This window comes from Microbispora hainanensis, from assembly GCF_036186745.1.
Classification (GTDB): domain Bacteria; phylum Actinomycetota; class Actinomycetes; order Streptosporangiales; family Streptosporangiaceae; genus Microbispora.
On sequence record NZ_CP108086.1, the window covers coordinates 285170 to 303271 of the forward strand.

The window sequence follows — 18102 nt, forward strand, 5'->3', positions numbered from 1 at the left end:
TCAGCCCGCGTTTCCGGTGGCGACGAGGTCCACGAGCCCCTGGAGGTAGTCGACCAGGGTGCCGACAGTGCGGAAGCTGTCCATGTCCAGGCCCTCGGGGTCGATCTCGACGTCCATTGTGTCCTCCACGGCCATGAGCAGTTCGAGGATCGACGTGGAGTCCAGCTGGAGGTCGTCGAACAGCCGGGTGTCCTCCGTCACGTCGGAGATCTCCCGCTGGAGGACCTCACCGATGGACCGGACGACGGCTGCGACGATCTCGGGTCGGGTCATTGCCGGGTTTCCCTTCTCACGGTGGAACTGTTCGCTGTGCTCGTCTCCTGGCCGCCGGCCGCCGGCACCGGCTGGTCGATGAGGACCTGCCGTCCCAGCAGGTCCTCGACGGTGTCGCGGTGCCGCACGAGGTGGGCGGTCGCGCCCGAGACGAGGACCTCGGCGGGATAGCCGTGGCTGAGGAACAGCACCGGCGACGAGGTGGGTCCGTAGGCGCCCGAGCGTTCGACGCCGATCAGGTCGCCCGGCCGTATCTCCGGCAGGGCCACCCGGCGGCCGAGCACGTCGTCGGGGGTGCACAGCGGCCCGGTGACGGTGTAGCGGCGGTCGGCGAGGGCGTCGTGGTGGTCGATCGAGCGAATGGGGAAGTTGCGCTTGACGAAACTGCCCACCCCCACGGCGGCCATGTGATGGTTCATCCCGCCGTCGGTGACGACGAACCACTCCCCCTTGGAGCACTTCACATACCTGGCCCGCACGACGTAGAGGCCGCAGCGGCCCGCCAGATAGCGGCCGAGTTCCATGATCACCCGGCAGTCCGGGTGCTCGGCCGTGAAGTCCGCGACGACCGCGTTGACCCCCTTGGTCAACTGGTCGAGATCGAGGTCCTTCTCGTTCTCGAAGTACGCGATGCCGAGGCCTCCGCCGATGTCGACGGTCTCGAGCGGGAAACCGAGCTCGGCGCTCAGCTCACGCGCGGCGGCGAGAATGCCGGCGGTGTTCTGGACGACGCCGTCGGCGTCGAGGATGCGGGTGCCCATGTACGCGTGAATCCCGACGACGCGGACGTTGCGCAGGGCGCGCAGCGACGGCCCGCTCTGCAGCAGCAGCTCGTGGTCGATGCCGAACTGCCGGGGTTTGCCGCCCATGGACAGCCGGGCGCCCTTGGTGCTGAACGCCGGGTTGACCCGCAGCAGGGCCCGGGTCCCCGGAGGGCTGAGCCGGTCGAGCGCGGCCAGCTCGTCGAGCGACTCGCAGACGACGGCCGCGATCCCATACTCCAGGCAGGCCCGCAGCTCCTCTTCGGACTTGCCCGGCCCGAGGAAGATGACGTCGGACGGCCGCGCGCCGGCCCATCGCGCCGTGGCGAGCTCCGCCAGGGAGGACACCTCGAGACCGGCGCCGAGTGACCGCATGACGGCGCAGACGCTCACGTTCGGGTTGGCCTTGGCCGAATAGAAGACGTCGACGGCCGGGTGGAGGCGTCGCCGGAGCGCGGTGTAGGACTCGGCCAGCACGTCGGCGTCGTAGATGTACAAGGGGGTGCCGAACCGGTCGGCGAGATCCGCGACCGGGATGCCCTGGACGGCGTACGCATCGGTCATGAGCCCTCCCTGGGCTGGAGCACACCGGCCAGGGCGGCCCGAGCGGCTTCGTCGAGCGCCGCCAGCCGGTCGTGGTCGGGAGCGGTGAGCAGGGTGTAGAGCCGGCCCTGGTGTGGCGGGCCGTCACCGGTGCCGGCGTTGACGGTGCCGGCGTTGACGGTGCCGAAGCAGGTGACGACGACCCGGCCGCCCGGCGCCGGGGACAGCAACGGGCCGAGCACCCGGCGCAGGTCGTCGAAGACGATCGGCGCCGCCGACCGCACCGGGTAGTGCCGGGCCAAGGCCACGTGACCCGGCTGGTGGAACAGCTCGGTCATCCCGCCCTGGTAGGTCGACATGTTGAGCCTGGCGTTGATCTCCAGGACCGGGTAGACCCGCTCGTCTTCCGCGACGATCGCGTCGATGCCCGCCACCCCGGAGAACCCGTCGGCGGCCAGCCGGCCGCCCACCTCCGCGGCGGCGCGGCGCAGCAGCGCGTGCTGGTCCGCGCCGAGCTCGGGAGGCATGAGATGCCCCTGGTGGACGCCGCGCTCGGTCAACGCCTGCTTGACGAAGTCGAACCGCACGTCGCCACGGCGGTCGACGGTGATCTGGTAGTTCAGGTCGGCGCGTTTGGGGATCCAGCGCTCGACCACCACCGCGAGACGGTCGTCACCGGTGCGGGCCGCGCGCCGCTCCACGATGCGCAGCAGCCGGTCGGCCTTGGCCGGGGTGTCGAGCACGACCAGGCCCTTGCCGGAGACGCCGTACGCGTCCTTGACCACCACCGGCTTCGAGGCGCCGGCCGCCTCGGCGAGCGCGTCCCGCAGCTCACCGAGCGACTCGCAGCACCATCCGGGCACGGCGGGCAGCCCGAGCTCCTCGGTGATCCTGCGGCTGTAGATCTTGCTGTTGACCCGCTCGAAAGTCGCCGCGTCCGGCACTGCCAGCGGCACCTGGGCGGAGACCGCCAGTTTCTCCTCGTGCTCCGAGGTCCCCATCGGCATGAGCTGCGCCCCGCGTCGGCCGAGAAGGCTCAGCCGGTCGAGCGCGCGCGGCGAGTTCAGCAGATCCTCCGCGGTCGATCTGTCCGGCGTGGTGCTCTCCGGCACGAGCACCTCCGGGAGGCCGACCCCGAGGTCCTCCTCCAGGTAGCGGAGGTAGCCCTCGTCCGGCGCGTGTTTGACGACGAGGACGTCGCCGGGCCCGGCGAGCAGGATGCCGAGCTCCTCCATCCGCTGGACGATCGCCGTGGGCGCCGCCGCCGGCGCGGGCAGGCCGACGTGATGCCGGGCCCACTGGGCCTCCACCTCGAAGTTGCACAGGAACGCCAGAGGCGTGGCCGGGTCTCCGGTCAGCGCGGTCTTCAGCCGCTGGAGGTAGTCCGTGCTCTCGCGTGTCACAGCGTGTTCCCCCTATCCGCCGATCACCATCGCGGCGTACGTGGCGCCCAGGCCGACGGCGGCGAGCAGATAGACGCCGTCGTCGCGCAGCCTGCCCTCGTCACGCATGGAGGCGAGATTGATGAACGGATCCGATCCGAAACAATGGCCATATCGGGGCACGTTGTCGAGATATATTCGCTCGACCCCGAAACCCAGCTCGCGAATCACGCCCCGCCATGACGAGTTGTTCACGTTGTGCGGCACGATCATCGTTATTTCCTGCGGACTCAGCCCGGCCTCGTGAACGGCCTGGCGAATGATCTCGACGACGGCCGGCGTATAGGAGGTGAAGAATTCCGCGAGCACCTCGGGCCGCGGGCGATACAACTGCGCGTATTCACCGCGGGTCCGCACCGCGTACGACCGGATACGCCGGCCGGCGCCCGCCACGCCGACCAGGCAGGCGGCCGACCCCTCCCCCATCACCGTCGTGTTGGGGATCACCGAGAAGATCCGCGACGACGCCTTCTCCCCGGTCACGACGAGGGCGCGCCCGCCGGGGTCTCCGTCCGCCAGCAGCAGTCGCACCGCGATGTCGACGGCGGCCAGCCCGCTGGCGCAGTTCTGCTGCGTGACCGCGAACGCCGTGGCCCTGGGCAGGTCCAGCCTGCGGCACAGCTCCTGCGCCGCGCTGACGTGCGCGGGCGCGACGTCAGGGGCGGTGTGCGCGTAGACCAGGTAGCGGATCCGCTCCCGGTCGGCCGCCGACGGGACGAGCGCCCGCGCCGGCGCGACGAGCAGGTCGATCAGGTCGAGGTCCGGATCCATGGGCAGCCGCGCCAGGCCGTGGACGCGCTGGAACACCCGTAGCTGGTGCCGGTTGATCCCCAGTCGATCGGCCACCTCCTCGATGGCGACCGACCGGCTCGGGACGAAACCCTGCACCGCCTCTATGGCCGGGACGAGGGCGGTGGGCATGAGACGTGCCTCCACATGGGTCACTTCGTCGAAACGATGCACAGGCTAGGCCCGACCACCCCCGGAGCAATATTGGGGTTTTCCCTACCCTTGCCCGCCGGACGGCGGGACGGGAGATATAGGGGTTTCCCCAATATGCCGCCGGTCCGCCGGAAAATTACTCTCCGCATCAAATTCGTAAAACGCCCGGGTGCTGAGTTCTCAGGAGGCGGCATGGGTGACCTGACTTTCACCGAGCGCATGCTTGTTGAATACGCCGGAGAACGCGCGGTGGAGGGGCCGTTGACGCTCGGGCAGATCAACACCCTCGAATGGCTCGGCGACGACACGCGAGCCGGGCTCTACCGGATGATGGAGTGGGCCGTCACGGTGCCGGACGGGACCACGCTCGACGACGTGGCCGAGACGCTCGCGGCCCTGGTCGAGCGCCACGAGTCGCTGCGGACGTCCTGCGTCACCGGCGATTCGGCACGCCAGCGCGTGTCGGGATCGGGCCGGGTGGCCGTCGACGTGTACGAGACCAAGGCCGACGCCGGGTCGCCCGTCGACCCGGAGGAGGTCACCGATCTCATCGCGGCGCTCCAGGCCAGGCCCGTGGACGAGATGGGGAACCCGATGCTCCGCGCGGCGGTCGCCGTGCACGACGGCGCCATCCGGCTGGTCCTCATCGCGTGCAACCACCTGGCGGTCGACTGCGAGAGCCTGGCCGTGGTCGTGCGGCAGTTCGACCACATGATCCGCCATCCCGCCGAGCGCCGCGCCGGGCCGCGTACGCACCAGCCGGTCGACCAGGCGGCCGTCGAGCACTCCCCGCGCGGCCGGCGCCGCGCCGAGGCGTCGCTCCGATACTGGGGGCAGCACATGTCGCGGATGCCGCAGAGCGTGTACGCGATGCCCCGGCCGGCCGGCGGCGCCGAACGCGACGTGCGCCACGCCTACGCGGTGCCGGGCTCCGCCTCCGGCGAGGGCGCCCCGCTCGGCTGCTGGCTCGACTCGCCCGCGCTGCGGCTCGCGCTGCCGCACGTCGCGGCGCGCACCCAGACCACCCTCCCCATGGTGCTCTCGGCCGCGTTCTGCGCGGTGCTCGCCTGGCGCACCGGCAACACCGACCTGGTGTTCGCCTCGCTGGCGAACAACCGGATCGGCCGCGACCTGCACGACTACGTCGGCACCCTGGCGCAGGACACTCTGCTCGCGGTCGATGCCGACACCACCAGCTTCGACCAGCTGATCCGGCGGGCCGGCAGCGGGACGCTCCGGGCGGCAATGCACGGGCTGTACGACGTCAAACTGCTCCAGAATCTGCAGGCCGAGATAGGCGATCGCCGCGGCGTGCTGTTCCAGCGGGACTGCGCCTGCAACATCAACCTCTTCGAGAGCGAGGTCCGGCCGGCCGGGCCGCCGGAGGAGGCGCAGGCCGCGCTCGACCGGACCACCCTCCGCTGGCATGTGCCGCCGTACTTCCGGGTGCTGCTCCTGCTGCGGGTCATCGACTCCGACGGCGAGCCGCTGCTCGGCCTCACCACCGGTCACGCCGATCTGGTGCCCGCGGCCGAGATCGAGTCGCTGCTGCTCGGGATCGACCGGCTGCTGGCCGAGGCGGCCACCGGAGATGTGGATCTCCGCCGCATGACCGAGATCACCGGCCTGACACCGGTCGTCCGCGGCCCGGAGTGGCAGCGGGTGGACGGCTGCTGGATCGAGCTGCCGGAGGTGCAGCGACTGGTCGACGACGCCGTCCGGGTGCCGGCCCGGGTGTTCGCCGCCCCGGACGACCACGGCCGCACCGTCCTGACCGCCTACGTCACCGCCGGCGGCCCCGTACGTACCCCCCGGGAGGCTCACGAGGCCTGCATGAGCATGCTGACGGGCCGATACACCGCGATGGCTCCCGGCCGGTACGTGATCTGTGCCGGGCCTCCCGAGGATCCGGACGACCCGGCGGCCTGGCGCCGCAGACCCGTCCTCGCCGAAGGCGACGGCCGGAAGGAGCAGCGGTGAGCCACGTCGAACCGATCGCCGTGATCGGCCTGGCCTGCAGGCTCCCCCAGGCACCCGACCCGGACGCGTTCTGGCGGCTGCTGCGGTCGGGCACGGACGCGATCACCGATCCGCCTCCCGGCCGGCCGGAGGCCGCACCGGAACACCGGCGAGGCGGGTTCCTCGAAGGGATCGACGAGTTCGACGCCGAGTTCTTCGGGATCCCGCCGGTCGAGGCCGCCGCCATGGACCCGCAGCACCGGCTCATGCTGGAGCTCGCCTGGGAGTCCCTGGAGAACGCTCGGATCGCGCCGACCTCGATCAAGGATCACCCGGTCGGCGTGTTCGTCGGCACGATGTCCGCCGACTACGACACGGTGCTCCACCGCGACGGGCCGTCCGGGATCAGCCACCACACCCTGACCGGCTCCAACCGCGGCCTCATCGCCAACCGGATCTCCCACCACCTCGGCCTGCGCGGCCCGAGCTTCGCCGTGGACAGCGGCCAGTGCTCGTCGCTGCTGGCCGTCCACCTCGCCTGCGAGAGCCTGCGCGGCGGGGAGGCGGAGCTGGCGATCGTCGGCGGGGTCAACCTGACCATCGTGCCCGAGAGCACGGTCGGCGCGGAGCGGTTCGGCGCGCTGTCGCCCGACGGACGCTGCTTCACCTTCGACTCCCGCGCCAACGGGTACGTCCGCGGCGAGGGCGCCGCGGCCGTCGTCCTCAAGCCGCTGCGCCTCGCCGAGGCCGATGGCGACCGCGTGCACTGCGTGATCCTCGGCAGCGCCGTGAACCACGACGGGAGCGCCGGCGCGCTGACCGTCCCGAACCGCGAGGCGCAGGAGCGGGTGATCGACCTGGCGACGCGCCGCGCGGGCGTCGGCCGGCACGAGGTCCAGTACGTCGAGCTGCACGGCACCGGCACGCGGGTCGGCGATCCGATCGAGGCGGCCGCGCTCGGCGCGGTCCTGGGGACGGGGCGGCCGGACGGCGACCGGCTGGCCGTCGGATCCGTCAAGACCAACGTGGGGCATCTGGAAGGCGCCGCGGGAATCGTGGGGTTGCTCAAGGTGGCCCTCAGCCTCGCGCACCGGGAGCTCCCGCCGAGCCTCAACTTCGTCACGCCGAATCCCGCGATCCCGCTGGAGCGGCTGGGCCTGCGGGTCCAGACCACGCTGTCCCCCTGGCCGAAGCCCGACCGTCCGCTGGTGGCGGGCGTCTCCGCGTTCGGCATGGGCGGCGCCAACTGCCACGTCGTGCTGGGCGAGGCTCCGCCGCGCCGTCCGGTGGCGCGCGCCGCCGCCGACGGCCTGCTTCTCCCGTGGGTGCTGTCGGCGGCGACCGGGCAGGCCCTGCGGGCCCAGGCCGGACGGCTCCGGAAGTTCGCCGAGGCGGACCTGCGGCTCGCACCGGCGGACGTGGCGCGCTCGCTCGCCATGACCCGGGCGCCGCTGCGGGAGCGCGCCGTCATCCTGGGCACCGATCCCGCGGAGTTCCTGACGGGCCTCGCGGCGGCGGCGCAGGGCGCGCCGGCCGGGAATCTCATCCGGGGGGACGCCGGTGAGGAGGCCAAGCTGGTCCTCGTGTTCTCCGGGACGTCATCCGGCGACGTCCTCGACCGGCTCACCGCCCCGGGCGGTCTGATGGACGCGGCCACGCCCCTCGGGCGGACGTTCCGCCGCCACCTGGACGAGTGCGCCGAGGCGCTCGCGCGGTTCACCGGCTGGTCGCCGCGCGACGTGGTGCGGAACGCGCCCGGAGCGCCCCCCGCCGAGACGCCGGAGGTCGCCCGGTCCCTGTCGTGGGCCGTCGCGGTGGCGTTCGCCGCGACGCTGCGGTCGTCCGGCGTCCGCCCCGACGCGGTCGTCGGCCACCGCGACGGAGAGATCGCGGCCGCCTGCGCGGCCGGTCTGCTGAGCCTCGGCGAGGGCGCCGAGCTGATCGCCGGGGGCGCGGGGCGCGGACCGGGCGCGCTCTCCCCGGGCCTGCCAGGCGGCATCCCCTGCTACTCGACGCGTACGGCCGGCCGGCTCGACCGGGCCGACGTCGGCTCCGCATCCGAGGACGCCCCCGATGGGCTCAGCGCTCTGATCGGCGCCCTGGTCCGCGAGGGGCACCGGGTCTTCATCGAGGCCGCGGCGCACCCCCTGCTGAGCGGCGCGATACAGGCCGCGCTCGACGCGTCCCGCGAGGACGTCGGCAGGGAGGCCGGCAGGGAGGCCGGCACGGTTCTCGCCGCCGGGCCCGACCGCGCCGGTGTGCTGCGTTCGATCGCCCTGGCCCACGTGCACGGGGCGGACGTCGACTGGTCCGCCGTCTTCGGAGACGAGACGGCCCTGGTCGACCTGCCGACCTACGCCTTCCAGCGCACGTCGCACTGGATCGCGCCGGCCGCCGCCGTCACGTCGCCGACCCGGGCCGACGACGCCGACGGGTGGAGGCACGTGATGTCCGGCCTGCCGGAGGCGCAACGGCGCGAGGCGGCGATCGGGCTCGTCCGCGCGCAGGTCGCCGACGTCCTCGGGCACTCGGCGCCGGAGGCCGTCGACGTGCGGCGCGCCTTCGGCGACCTCGGCCTCGACTCCGTCACCGGCGTCGAGCTGAGCCACCGCCTGAGCGCCGCGACCGGGCTGCGCCTGCCGGAGACGCTGATCTTCGACCATCCCACGCCGATGGCGATCGGCGAACATCTGGCGGGGCGCCTGGCCGAGACGACGCCGGGCGCGGCGGCTCCGACGACCACCGCGACCACCACCACCGCGGCCAAGGCCGAGGCCGAGGCCGGCGAGCCGATCGCCATAGTGGCGATGGCCTGCCGGTTCCCCGGCGGCGTACGCTCCCCCGAGGATCTGTGGCGTCTGGTGGAGTCCGGCGTCTGCGCCGTCTCCGGCGTACCCGCCGACCGTGGCTGGCGGATCCCCGCCGTGGGCGGATTCCTGGCGGACGCGGCCGGCTTCGACGCCGCTTTCTTCGGCATCTCGCCGCGCGAGGCGCTGGCGATGGACCCGCAGCAACGGCTGATGCTCGAAGTCACCTGGGAGGCCCTGGAACGGGCCGGGATCCCCGCCGGGACGCTCGCGGGCAGCGACACCGGCGTCTACGTGGGCGCCATCCCGCAGGAGTACGGCCCGCGCGGGCACGAGGGGCCCGACGAGCTCAAGGGCTACCTCATGACCGGTGGCACCGGCAGCGTCATCTCCGGCCGCATCGCCTACACGCTCGGCCTCGGCGGCCCGGCGGTGACCGTCGACACGGCCTGCTCGTCGTCGCTGGTCGCGGTGCACATGGCCTGCCAGGCGCTGCGGCTGGGCGAAACCGGCCTGGCCCTGGCCGGCGGCGTGACCGTCATGGCCTCTCCCACGATGTACACCGAGTTCGGACGGCAACGCGGGCTCGCGGCCGACGGCCGGTGCAAACCGTTCGCCGCCGCGGCGGACGGCACGAGCTGGGGCGAGGGCGCGGCGCTGCTGGTGCTCGAACGGCTGTCGGACGCGCGGCGGAACGGCCATCCGGTCCTGGCGCTGATCCGCGGCAGCGCCGTCAACCAGGACGGCGCCAGCAACGGGCTGACCGCGCCCAGCGGCCCCGCCCAGCGGCGGGTGATCCGCGCGGCCCTGGCCGCCGCCGGGCTCGGACCCGCGGACGTGGACGCCGTCGAGGCGCACGGCACCGGCACCTCGCTCGGCGACCCGATCGAGGCCGAGGCCCTGCTGGCCACCTACGGCCAGGGCCGGCGGGCCGACCGGCCGCTGCTGCTCGGCTCGGTGAAGTCCAACATCGCGCACTCCCAGGCCGCCGCGGGCGCCGCCGGAGTCATCAAGATGGTCATGGCCATGCGCGCGGGGCTCCTGCCCATGACCCTGCACGTCGACAAGCCCACCCCCCGTGTGGACTGGTCCTCCGGCGCCGTCCGGCTCCTGACCGAGCCGGCCGCCTGGCCGGACACCGGCCGCCCCCGCCGCGCGGCGGTCTCGTCCTTCGGCATCAGCGGCACCAACGCGCACCTCATCGTCGAGCAGGCCCCGGCCGCCCCGGCCGCCCCGGAAACCGCGCACGCGGACGACGGCCCGCCCGCGGCCTGGCTGGTCTCGGCCAAGACCGAGCCGGCCCTCCGGGCGCAGGCGCAGCAGCTCAGGGACTACGTGGCCGCCCGCCCCGGGCTCGACACCGACGCCGTCGCGCACGCCCTCGCGTCGGGCCGCACCGTCTTCGAGCACCGTGCCGTGATCACGGCGGCCGGCCGATCGGGCCTGCTGGCCGGCCTCGGCGCGCTCGCCGCCGGTGAGACCGCTCCCGGCGTGCTCCGCGCCGCCGGCCCGGCAGGCAAGACCGCCTTCCTGTTCGCCGGGCAGGGCAGCCAGCGGCCCGGCATGGGCCGTGAGCTCTATGAGGCGTCCGCGGTCTTCGCGGCCGCGCTCGACGAGGCGTGCGCACACCTGGACGCGCATCTGGACCTGCCGCTGCGCGACGTCATGTGGGCGCCCGCCGGATCGGCCGGCGCGGAGCTGCTCGGCCAGACCCGCTACACCCAACCCGCGCTGTTCGCCCTGGAGACCGCGCTGTACGCGATGGCCCGGGAGCACGGCATCACCCCGGACTATCTCATCGGCCACTCGATCGGCGAGCTCGCCGCCGCTCACGTCGCGGGCGTGCTCTCCCTGGCCGACGCCGCCACGCTGGTGGCCACGCGCGGGCGGCTGATGCAGGAGCTGCCGCAGGGCGGCGCGATGGTGTCGATCCGGGCCTCGGAGGACGCCGTGCTCGGGCTGCTCGCCGGCCAGGAGGACAGGGTCGGCGTCGCGGCCGTCAACGGCCCGGCCTCGGTCGTCGTCTCCGGCGACACCGACGCCGTGCTCGCCGTCGCCCGGCGCTGCGCGGAGCTGGGCTGGGCGACCCGGCGGCTGGACGTCAGCCACGCCTTCCACTCGCCGCACATGGACGGCATGCTCGACGACCTCATCGCGGTCGCGTCCGGCCTGGCCTTCCGGCCGCCCGCCATCCCCGTCGTCTCCAACCTCACCGGCCGGATCGCCACCCCGGAGGAGCTGCGCTCGCCCGCCTACTGGGCCCGGCACGCGCGCCAGGCGGTGCGTTTCCTCGACGGCGTCCGCCGGCTCGCCGAACAGGGCGTCACCTCTTATCTGGAGCTGAGCCCCGACGCCGTGCTCGCCCCGCTCGCGCGGGTCACTCTCGCCGCCCCGGCGGCCGAGCCCGGCCCCGCCGCCGAGCCCGGCGCGGCGCCGGAGTTCATGTCCGTCCTGCAGCGCGGGCGCCCCGAGGCCGAGACCGCCGACCGGGCCCTCGGCTGGGCGCGCGCCCGCACCGCCGGCGTCACCCTGCCCCCGGGCCGCCCAGGACGGCCAGGACGGCCCGGACGGCCCGGACGGCCCGGGCGGCCGGACGCCTGCGTTGACCTGCCGACCTACCCCTTCCAGCACCGGCGGTTCTGGCTGACCGCCACGTCCGGATCGCAACCGTCCCCGGCCGTCCGCGACGGGTCGCGCTACCGCATCGTCTGGCGGCCGATCCCCATGACGGTGGCTCCCGCTCCGCGCGGCACCTGGCTCGTGGTGGTTCCGGCCGGGTACACCGGCCACGAGTGGGTGACCGCGTGTGCGAGCGTCCTCGGCGACGGAGGCGCGGACGTCCGCGTGATCGCCGACGACGGCGGCGAGACCGGCCCGGAGGCGCTCGCGTCGCGGCTGCGCGCCGCGCTCGGCGGCGGCGCCGCGCCGGGCGGGGTGCTGTCGCTGCTGGCGCTCGACGACCGCCCGGACCCGCGTCACCCGGAGATCTCCCGCGGCCTGTCCGCGTCGCTGACGCTGGTGCGGGCCCTGGCCGTCGCCGCGCTCGGCGTCCCGCTGTGGATGCTCACGCGTGGGGCGGTCGGCACCGGCCCCACGGATCCGGTGGAGAATCCCGCCCAGGCGCAGATCTGGGCGCTCGGCCGATCCGTCGCCCTGGAACACCCGCGGATGTGGGGCGGCCTGGTCGACCTCCCGGCCGACACCCGGTGCGCGCATCTGGTGCGTACGGCGCTGACCGCACCGGGGCACGAAGAGGAGATCGCGATACGCCCCGCCGGGCTGTTCGGACGCCGCCTGGCGACCGCGCCGCGGCCCACGTCCGCGGCCGAGCCCTGGCGTCCCCGCGGGACCGTCCTGATCACCGGCGGCACCGGCGGTCTTGGCACGCACGTCGCCCGATGGCTGGCCGCCGCGGGCGCCGAACACCTGGTGCTGGTCAGTCGCCGGGGCCGGTCCGCGCCCGGCGCCGAGGCACTCGAAAAGGAGCTCACCGGGCACGGCGCCGCCGTCACCATCGCCTCCTGCGACGTGGCCGACCGCGCCGCGCTGGCCGATCTGATCGCCACCGTCAACGCCGGACACGGCCCCATCACATCGGTGTTCCACACGGCGGGAGTCGGTCGGCGCGTCCCGATCGCGGAGCTCACGGCGGACGAGCTTGCGGCGGCCTGCTCCAAGGCGGCCGGTGCCGCCAACCTGGACGACCTGCTCGGCGCGACCGCGCTCGACGCCTTCGTGCTGTTCTCCTCGATCGCCGGCACCGGCCTGTGGGCCACCACCGGCCAGGCCGCGTACGCGGCGGCCAACGTCTTCCTCGACGCCCTGGCCGAGCGGCGCCGCGCGCTGGGCCGCTCCGCGACCTCGCTCGCCTGGGGACTGTGGGAGGGCCCGGGAATGGGTGAAGACCCCGCGTTCGCCCGGCACCTCGCACGGCACGGCATCGAGGCGATGCCGCCTGAGAAGGCGATCGCCGCCCTCCAGGCCGCCCTCGACGACGACGAGACCTGCCTGACCGTCGCCGACATCGCCTGGGAGCGGTTCGTGCCGCCGTTCACCGCAGGGCGCACCCGTCCGCTGCTGGACGACCTCGCGGCGGCGCGGGAGGCCCAAAGCAGGGAGACGCCGCGCGCTCCGGCGGACGCGCCGGACCGGACGCCCGGCCCGGGGCTGCGAGAGGAGCTCGCGGCCCTGCCCGCCGCCAGACGGCGCCCGCGGATTCTGCAGGTGGTGCTGGGCCACACGGCGGCGATCTGCGGCGACTCCGCCGACGAGACCGACCCGAACCGGCCGTTCCGCGACCTCGGGTTCGACTCGCTGATGACCGTCGAGCTGCCGGAACGGCTCACCGCCGCCACAGGCTTGGCGCTTCCCCCCACGCTCGCGTACGACCACCCGACGCCGGCCGCGGTCGCCGATCACCTGTACGCCGAGCTCACCGGCGAGCGCGCCCCCGTCACGGGCCCGGCCGGCGCCGCGCCGCCCGTGTCCGAGGACCCCATCGCGATCGTCGCCGTGTCCTGCCGCTATCCGGGCGGCGTGCGCTCCCCGGAGGACCTGTGGGACCTGCTCATGGCCGGCTCCGACGCGGTGTCGGAGTTTCCCGCCGACCGCGGATGGGACCTCGACGGCCTGTACGACCCGGAGAGCGCACGGCCCGGCACGTCGTACACGAACCTCGGCGGCTTCCTCCACGACGCCGGGGAGTTCGATCCCGCCTTCTTCGACATCAGCCCGCGCGAGGCCCTCGCGATGGACCCGCAGCAGCGGCTGCTGCTCACGCTCGCCTGGGAGGCCCTGGAGCGCGCCGGGATCGACCCCGCCACCCTGCGCGACAGCGACACCGGCGTCTTCGTCGGAGCCTCGTCACACCAGTACGGCGGCGACGGCGGGCACGTTCCCGAGGACGTCGCCGGCCACCTGCTGACCGGTACGGCGGCGAGCGTGAACTCCGGCCGCATCGCCTACACCCTCGGCCTGCGCGGACCGGCGCTGACGGTGGACACCGCGTGTTCGTCGTCCCTGGTCGCCCTGCACCTCGCCGTCCGGGCCCTCCGTTCCGGGGAGTGCGGCATGGCGCTGGCCGGCGCGGCCACCGTGATGGCCACCCCCATGGTCTTCACCGAGTTCAGCAGGCAGCGCGGGCTGGCCGCCGACGGCCGGTGCAAGCCGTTCGCCGCCGCCGCCGACGGGACGGCGTGGGGTGAGGGGGCCGCGGTGCTCCTGCTCGAACGGCTGTCCGACGCCACCCGCAACGGCCACCGGATCGTCGGCCTCATCCGCGGCAGCGCCGTCAACCAGGACGGCGCGAGCAACGGGCTGACCGCGCCCAACGGGCCGGCGCAGGAACAGGTGATCGGGCAGGCGCTCGCCGCCGCCGGGCTCGAACCGGCCGAGGTGGACGTCGTGGAGGCGCACGGCACCGGCACCACGCTCGGCGACCCCATCGAGGCCGGGGCGCTGCTCGCCGCGTACGGCCGGGACCGGGACGCGCGGACGCCGCTGCTGCTGGGATCGGTGAAGTCCAACATCGGGCACACGCAGGCGGCGGCCGGAATGGCCGGCGTCATCAAGCTGGTCATGGCGATGCGGCACGGCACGGTGCCGAAGACCCTGCACGTCGACCGGCCCACCCCGCACGTCGACTGGTCCTCGGGGGCGCTCCGCCTGGTGACCGAGCCGACCGCCTGGCCCGGCACGGGCCGGCCGCGCCGCGGCGCGGTGTCGTCGTTCGGCATCAGCGGCACCAACGCCCACGTCGTCATCGAGCAGGCTCCGCAGGAAGGGACGTCCGAGCACGCGTCCGGGACTCGACCCGGCGAACCGGCGCCGATGCCGGTCCCGGTCCCGATTCCTGTGCCGTGGCTCGTCTCGGCGCGGTCCGAGACGGCGTTGCGGGCGCAGGCCGCCCGGCTCCGGAACTTCACCCGGCGTCACCCGGAGCTGTCCCCCGATGACATCGCCCACGCGCTCGTCACCACCCGGCACGCGTTCGAGCACCGCGCCGCCGTCAGCGGCCGGACCCACACGGAGCGCGTCGAGGCGCTCGACCGTCTCGCCGCCGGCGAGGAGCATCCCGGCGTCGTGCGCGGGGTCGCGAAGACGGCGCCGACGGGCTTCCTCTACTCCGGCGAGAGCGCCGGGGAGACCGGTGCCGCGCTCGACCTGCACGACGCGTTCCCCGTGTTCGCCGCCGAGTTCGACGCCGCCTGCGCCGCGCTGGACGTCCATCTGGACGAGCCCCTGCGCGACGTGCTACGCGACGCCCCGGACACGCTCAAGGACGGCCGCTCCGCCCACGCGTACGCCGCGCGGTTCGCGTTCGACGTCGCGCTCACCCGGCTGCTCGGCCACCTCGGACCGGTGCCCGAGTGCGTGCTCGGCATCGGGTGCGGCGCGCCCGCCGCCGCGTACGTCGCCGGAGCCCTGTCCCTTTCCGACGCCGCGGCTCTGGTCACCGCCCTCGGCCGGCTCAGCCGATGGCCCGGCGAGGAGGCGGCGCTCCGCGAGTTCCGCGCGGTCGTGGACGGCATCCGGTTCGGCGAGCCCGCCATATCGATGGTCTCCCCCTCGACCGGCCGGCTCGTCACCGCCGGAGACCTGGCCCTCTCCGAGCACTGGATCCGCGGGGAGGCGACCACGCCCTCCGACGGCGTCCGGCTGCTCACCGAGGCCGGGACCGGCCATGTCATGGTGCTCGGCCCCGCACACGACGCGGTGCGGGGCCTGACCGCCGCGCTGGCGGAGGCGTACTGCCAGGGCCAGGCCGTCGAGTGGCGGAACCTCCTTCCCAGCGGGACGGGCACGCCCGTCGACCTCCCCACGTATGCCTTCGACGATCGCCGGTTCTGGCTGCCGGCCTCCGGCCGCGGCCGCGCCGGCGACGAACCGCCGGCGGCCGAGCGCCACCCCCTGGCCGGCCAGGCCATCGAACTCGACGACGGCGGCATGCTGTTCACCGGCGGCATCTCGGCGCGTACGCAGCCGTGGCTCGCGGACCACGAGGTGCATGGTCACGTCGTCGTGCCGGGTGTGACGTTCCTGGAGCTCGCCGCGTGGGCGGCCCGGCAGACCGGCTGCGCCGAGGTCGTCGAGCTGACCCACAAGGCACCGCTGATCGTCCCGCCGGACGGCAGGATCGAGCTCCAGCTGCGGACCGGGCCCGCCGACCCGGCCGGGCGGCGGGAGTTCTCCCTGCGGTGCAGAAGCGCGACCGCCTCACGCGGGCGTCCCTGGTCGCAACTGGCCACCGGCGTCCTCGGGCCTGCCCGGACCTCCGGCGTCCCGGCACGGCGCGCCAAGGACGCGGCGACGGGTCGGGGCGGCGTCCCCGACGGCGCGATCCCGATCGAGGTCGGCGACTTCTACCAGCGGTTCAACGCCCGCGGCCACTACGGCTGGGGTCCGGTGTTCCAGAACCTGCGCGCCGCCTTCCGGCACGGCGACGATCTCTACGCGGAGCTCCGGCTGCCGGAGGACCCGCGCCTTCGCTCCGGCCTGTTCGACCTGCATCCGGCCCTCCTGGACGCGGTGATGCACGGGCTGGGCCTCGACGGCGCGCCGGAGCCGCTCATCGACCTGATCACCGACGGCGGAGACGGCACCCCGAGGCCGCGCATCCCATTCATCTGGAACGGGGTCGCCATATCCGGGAACGGCGCGCGCGAGCTGCTGGTGCGCGTCTCGCCCGCCGGCCCGGGCGCGGTGTCGATCACCGCGTGGGACGAGACCGGCCGCCCGGCGGTCGTCGTCGAGTCGCTGGTCATGCTGCCCGTCTCGCCGAAGCAGCTCGGAAGCTCGTCCGGCCGCCGAGCGGCGTTGCACCGCATCGCCTGGCAGGCCGCCGAGCCGCCGCGCGGCCGATCGCGCCCTGTCGTCACGGTGCCCGGTGGCGACCCGTCCGCCGCGCGGGCGGCGATCGCGGCGCAGGCGGAGCCGCCGGCCGGCGTGGTCGTACCGCTGCCGCCGGACGACATGACGCCCGCCGCCGCCCGCCGCGCCACCCGCCGCACGCTGGAAATCGCCCAGCGGTGGCTCTCCGACGACACCGTCGCCGGCGTCCGGCTGGTCTTCGTCACGCGGCACGCGGTCGCCGCCCTCCCCACCGACCCGGTCGAGGACCTCGCCAACGCCGCGTCCTGGGGCCTGATCCGCTCGGCCCAGGCCGAGCATCCGGGCCGGTTCACGCTCGTCGACGTCGACGGGGCGCCCGAGTCGGAGGACGCGATCGCGGAGGCGGTGGCCACCGGTGCGCCGCAGGTCGCCGTACGCAACGGAATCCTCCACCTGCCGGAGCCGGCACAGGTGTCGCTCATCACGGGCCGGACCGGCCGGCACCTCGATCCGGGCGGCACCGTGCTCGTCTCCGGGGGCACCGGCGGCCTTGGCGCGCTGTTCGCCCGGCACCTCGTCACCGAGCACGGCGTGCGCCACCTGATCCTGGCGAGCCGCCGGGGTGACGCCGCGAAGGGTGCCGGCGCGCTCGTCGCCGAACTGGCCGCCCACGGCGCCGAGGTCAGGGTCGTCGCCTGCGACGTCGCCGACCGCGCCGCCGTGGAGGCCCTGCTCGCCGCGGTCCCGGAGGATCACCTGCTCACCGCGGTCGTCCACGCCGCCGGCGTGCTCGACGACGCCGTGGTCACCGCGCTCTCCTCGGAGCAGGTCGACGCCGTCATGCGGCCGAAGGCCGACGGCGCGTGGCATCTCCACGAGCTCACCCGCACACTCGACCTGGACGCCTTCGTGCTGTTCTCCTCCGTGGCGGGCGTGCTCGGCACCGCGGGTCAGGCGAACTACGCGGCGGCCAACGGTTTTCTCGACGCCCTCGCCCACCACCGCCGCTCCCTCGGGCTGCCCGCGACGTCACTCGCGTGGGGGCTGTGGGACGCCGACGGCATGGGCGGCGGCCTCGGGCAGGCCGATCTCGAACGGATGCGGCGCGCCGGGATCAGGCCGATGCCGGCCGAAGACGGGCTGGGCCTGTTCGACGACGCCCTCACGGTGGCCGAGCCGCTGCTCATGCCGGCCGATCTGGACCTCGCGGCGGCACGCGCCGGAGGGGAGGCCACGCGGGACGCCGCGGCCTCGCCGATGCCGTCCGGCCTGTCGCCGGACGAACGCGACGCGTTCCTCCTCGACCTGGTCGTCGGGCACGTCGCCGAGGTCAGCGGCCATTCCGCCGAAGCGATCGAGCCGGACGCCACCCTGTTCGAGCTCGGCCTCGACTCGCTCATGATCGTGGAATTGCGCAACCGCCTGGCGTCCGCCAGCGGGCTGGCCCTGCCGGCGAACGTCGCGTTCGACCATCCGACACCTGCGGCTCTGGTCGATCACCTGCGCGACCGGCTGCCCGGGGAGCGCCGGCCGGTGGACGCGTGA

General features: G+C 74.3%; 6 protein-coding genes. 2 read left to right on the forward strand and 4 right to left on the reverse strand.

Translation table 11 applies throughout. The features are described from left to right. From OHB01_RS01330 to OHB01_RS01345, 4 genes are read right to left on the reverse strand one after another with little or no spacing between them, the layout of a single operon-like run. On the reverse strand, positions 1-273 hold the full coding sequence (locus tag OHB01_RS01330; protein ID WP_142648564.1) for an acyl carrier protein: 273 nt from the start codon (positions 271-273) through the stop codon (positions 1-3). After that, positions 270-1598 carry a type III PLP-dependent enzyme gene (locus tag OHB01_RS01335; protein ID WP_142648563.1) on the reverse strand — a complete coding sequence of 443 codons (1329 nt, stop codon included), beginning with the start codon at positions 1596-1598 and terminating at the stop codon, positions 270-272. Before OHB01_RS01335 ends, OHB01_RS01330 begins: the two co-directional genes overlap by 4 nt. Beyond that, on the reverse strand, positions 1595-2980 hold the full coding sequence (locus OHB01_RS01340; protein ID WP_328854821.1) for an ATP-grasp domain-containing protein: 1386 nt from the start codon (positions 2978-2980) through the stop codon (positions 1595-1597). The genes OHB01_RS01335 and OHB01_RS01340 overlap by 4 nt, the downstream gene beginning before the upstream one ends. Before the next feature lie 12 nt (positions 2981-2992). After that, positions 2993-3940: a ketoacyl-ACP synthase III family protein gene (locus tag OHB01_RS01345; RefSeq protein WP_142648561.1), complete on the reverse strand. Its 948-nt coding sequence runs from the start codon at positions 3938-3940 to the stop codon at positions 2993-2995. Between the two features lie 213 nt (positions 3941-4153). On the opposite strand from OHB01_RS01345, the gene OHB01_RS01350 reads away from it, so the two are divergent. Next, complete coding sequence (locus OHB01_RS01350; protein ID WP_187280654.1) at positions 4154-5941, forward strand: condensation domain-containing protein; 1788 nt, start codon at positions 4154-4156, stop codon at positions 5939-5941. After that, positions 5938-18102, forward strand: a complete 12165-nt coding sequence (locus OHB01_RS01355; RefSeq protein WP_328854822.1) for an SDR family NAD(P)-dependent oxidoreductase — start codon at positions 5938-5940, stop codon at positions 18100-18102. Before OHB01_RS01350 ends, OHB01_RS01355 begins: the two co-directional genes overlap by 4 nt.

What these genes read in the sequence shown, in the direction of transcription:
- OHB01_RS01350 (WP_187280654.1), top strand. Translation starts at nt 4,154, where the DNA reads ATGGGTGACCTGACTTTCACCGAGCGCATGCTTGTTGAATACGCCGGA.
- OHB01_RS01330 (WP_142648564.1), bottom strand. Translation starts at nt 273, where the DNA reads ATGACCCGACCCGAGATCGTCGCAGCCGTCGTCCGGTCCATCGGTGAG.
- OHB01_RS01335 (WP_142648563.1), bottom strand. Translation starts at nt 1,598, where the DNA reads ATGACCGATGCGTACGCCGTCCAGGGCATCCCGGTCGCGGATCTCGCC.
- OHB01_RS01345 (WP_142648561.1), bottom strand. Translation starts at nt 3,940, where the DNA reads ATGCCCACCGCCCTCGTCCCGGCCATAGAGGCGGTGCAGGGTTTCGTC.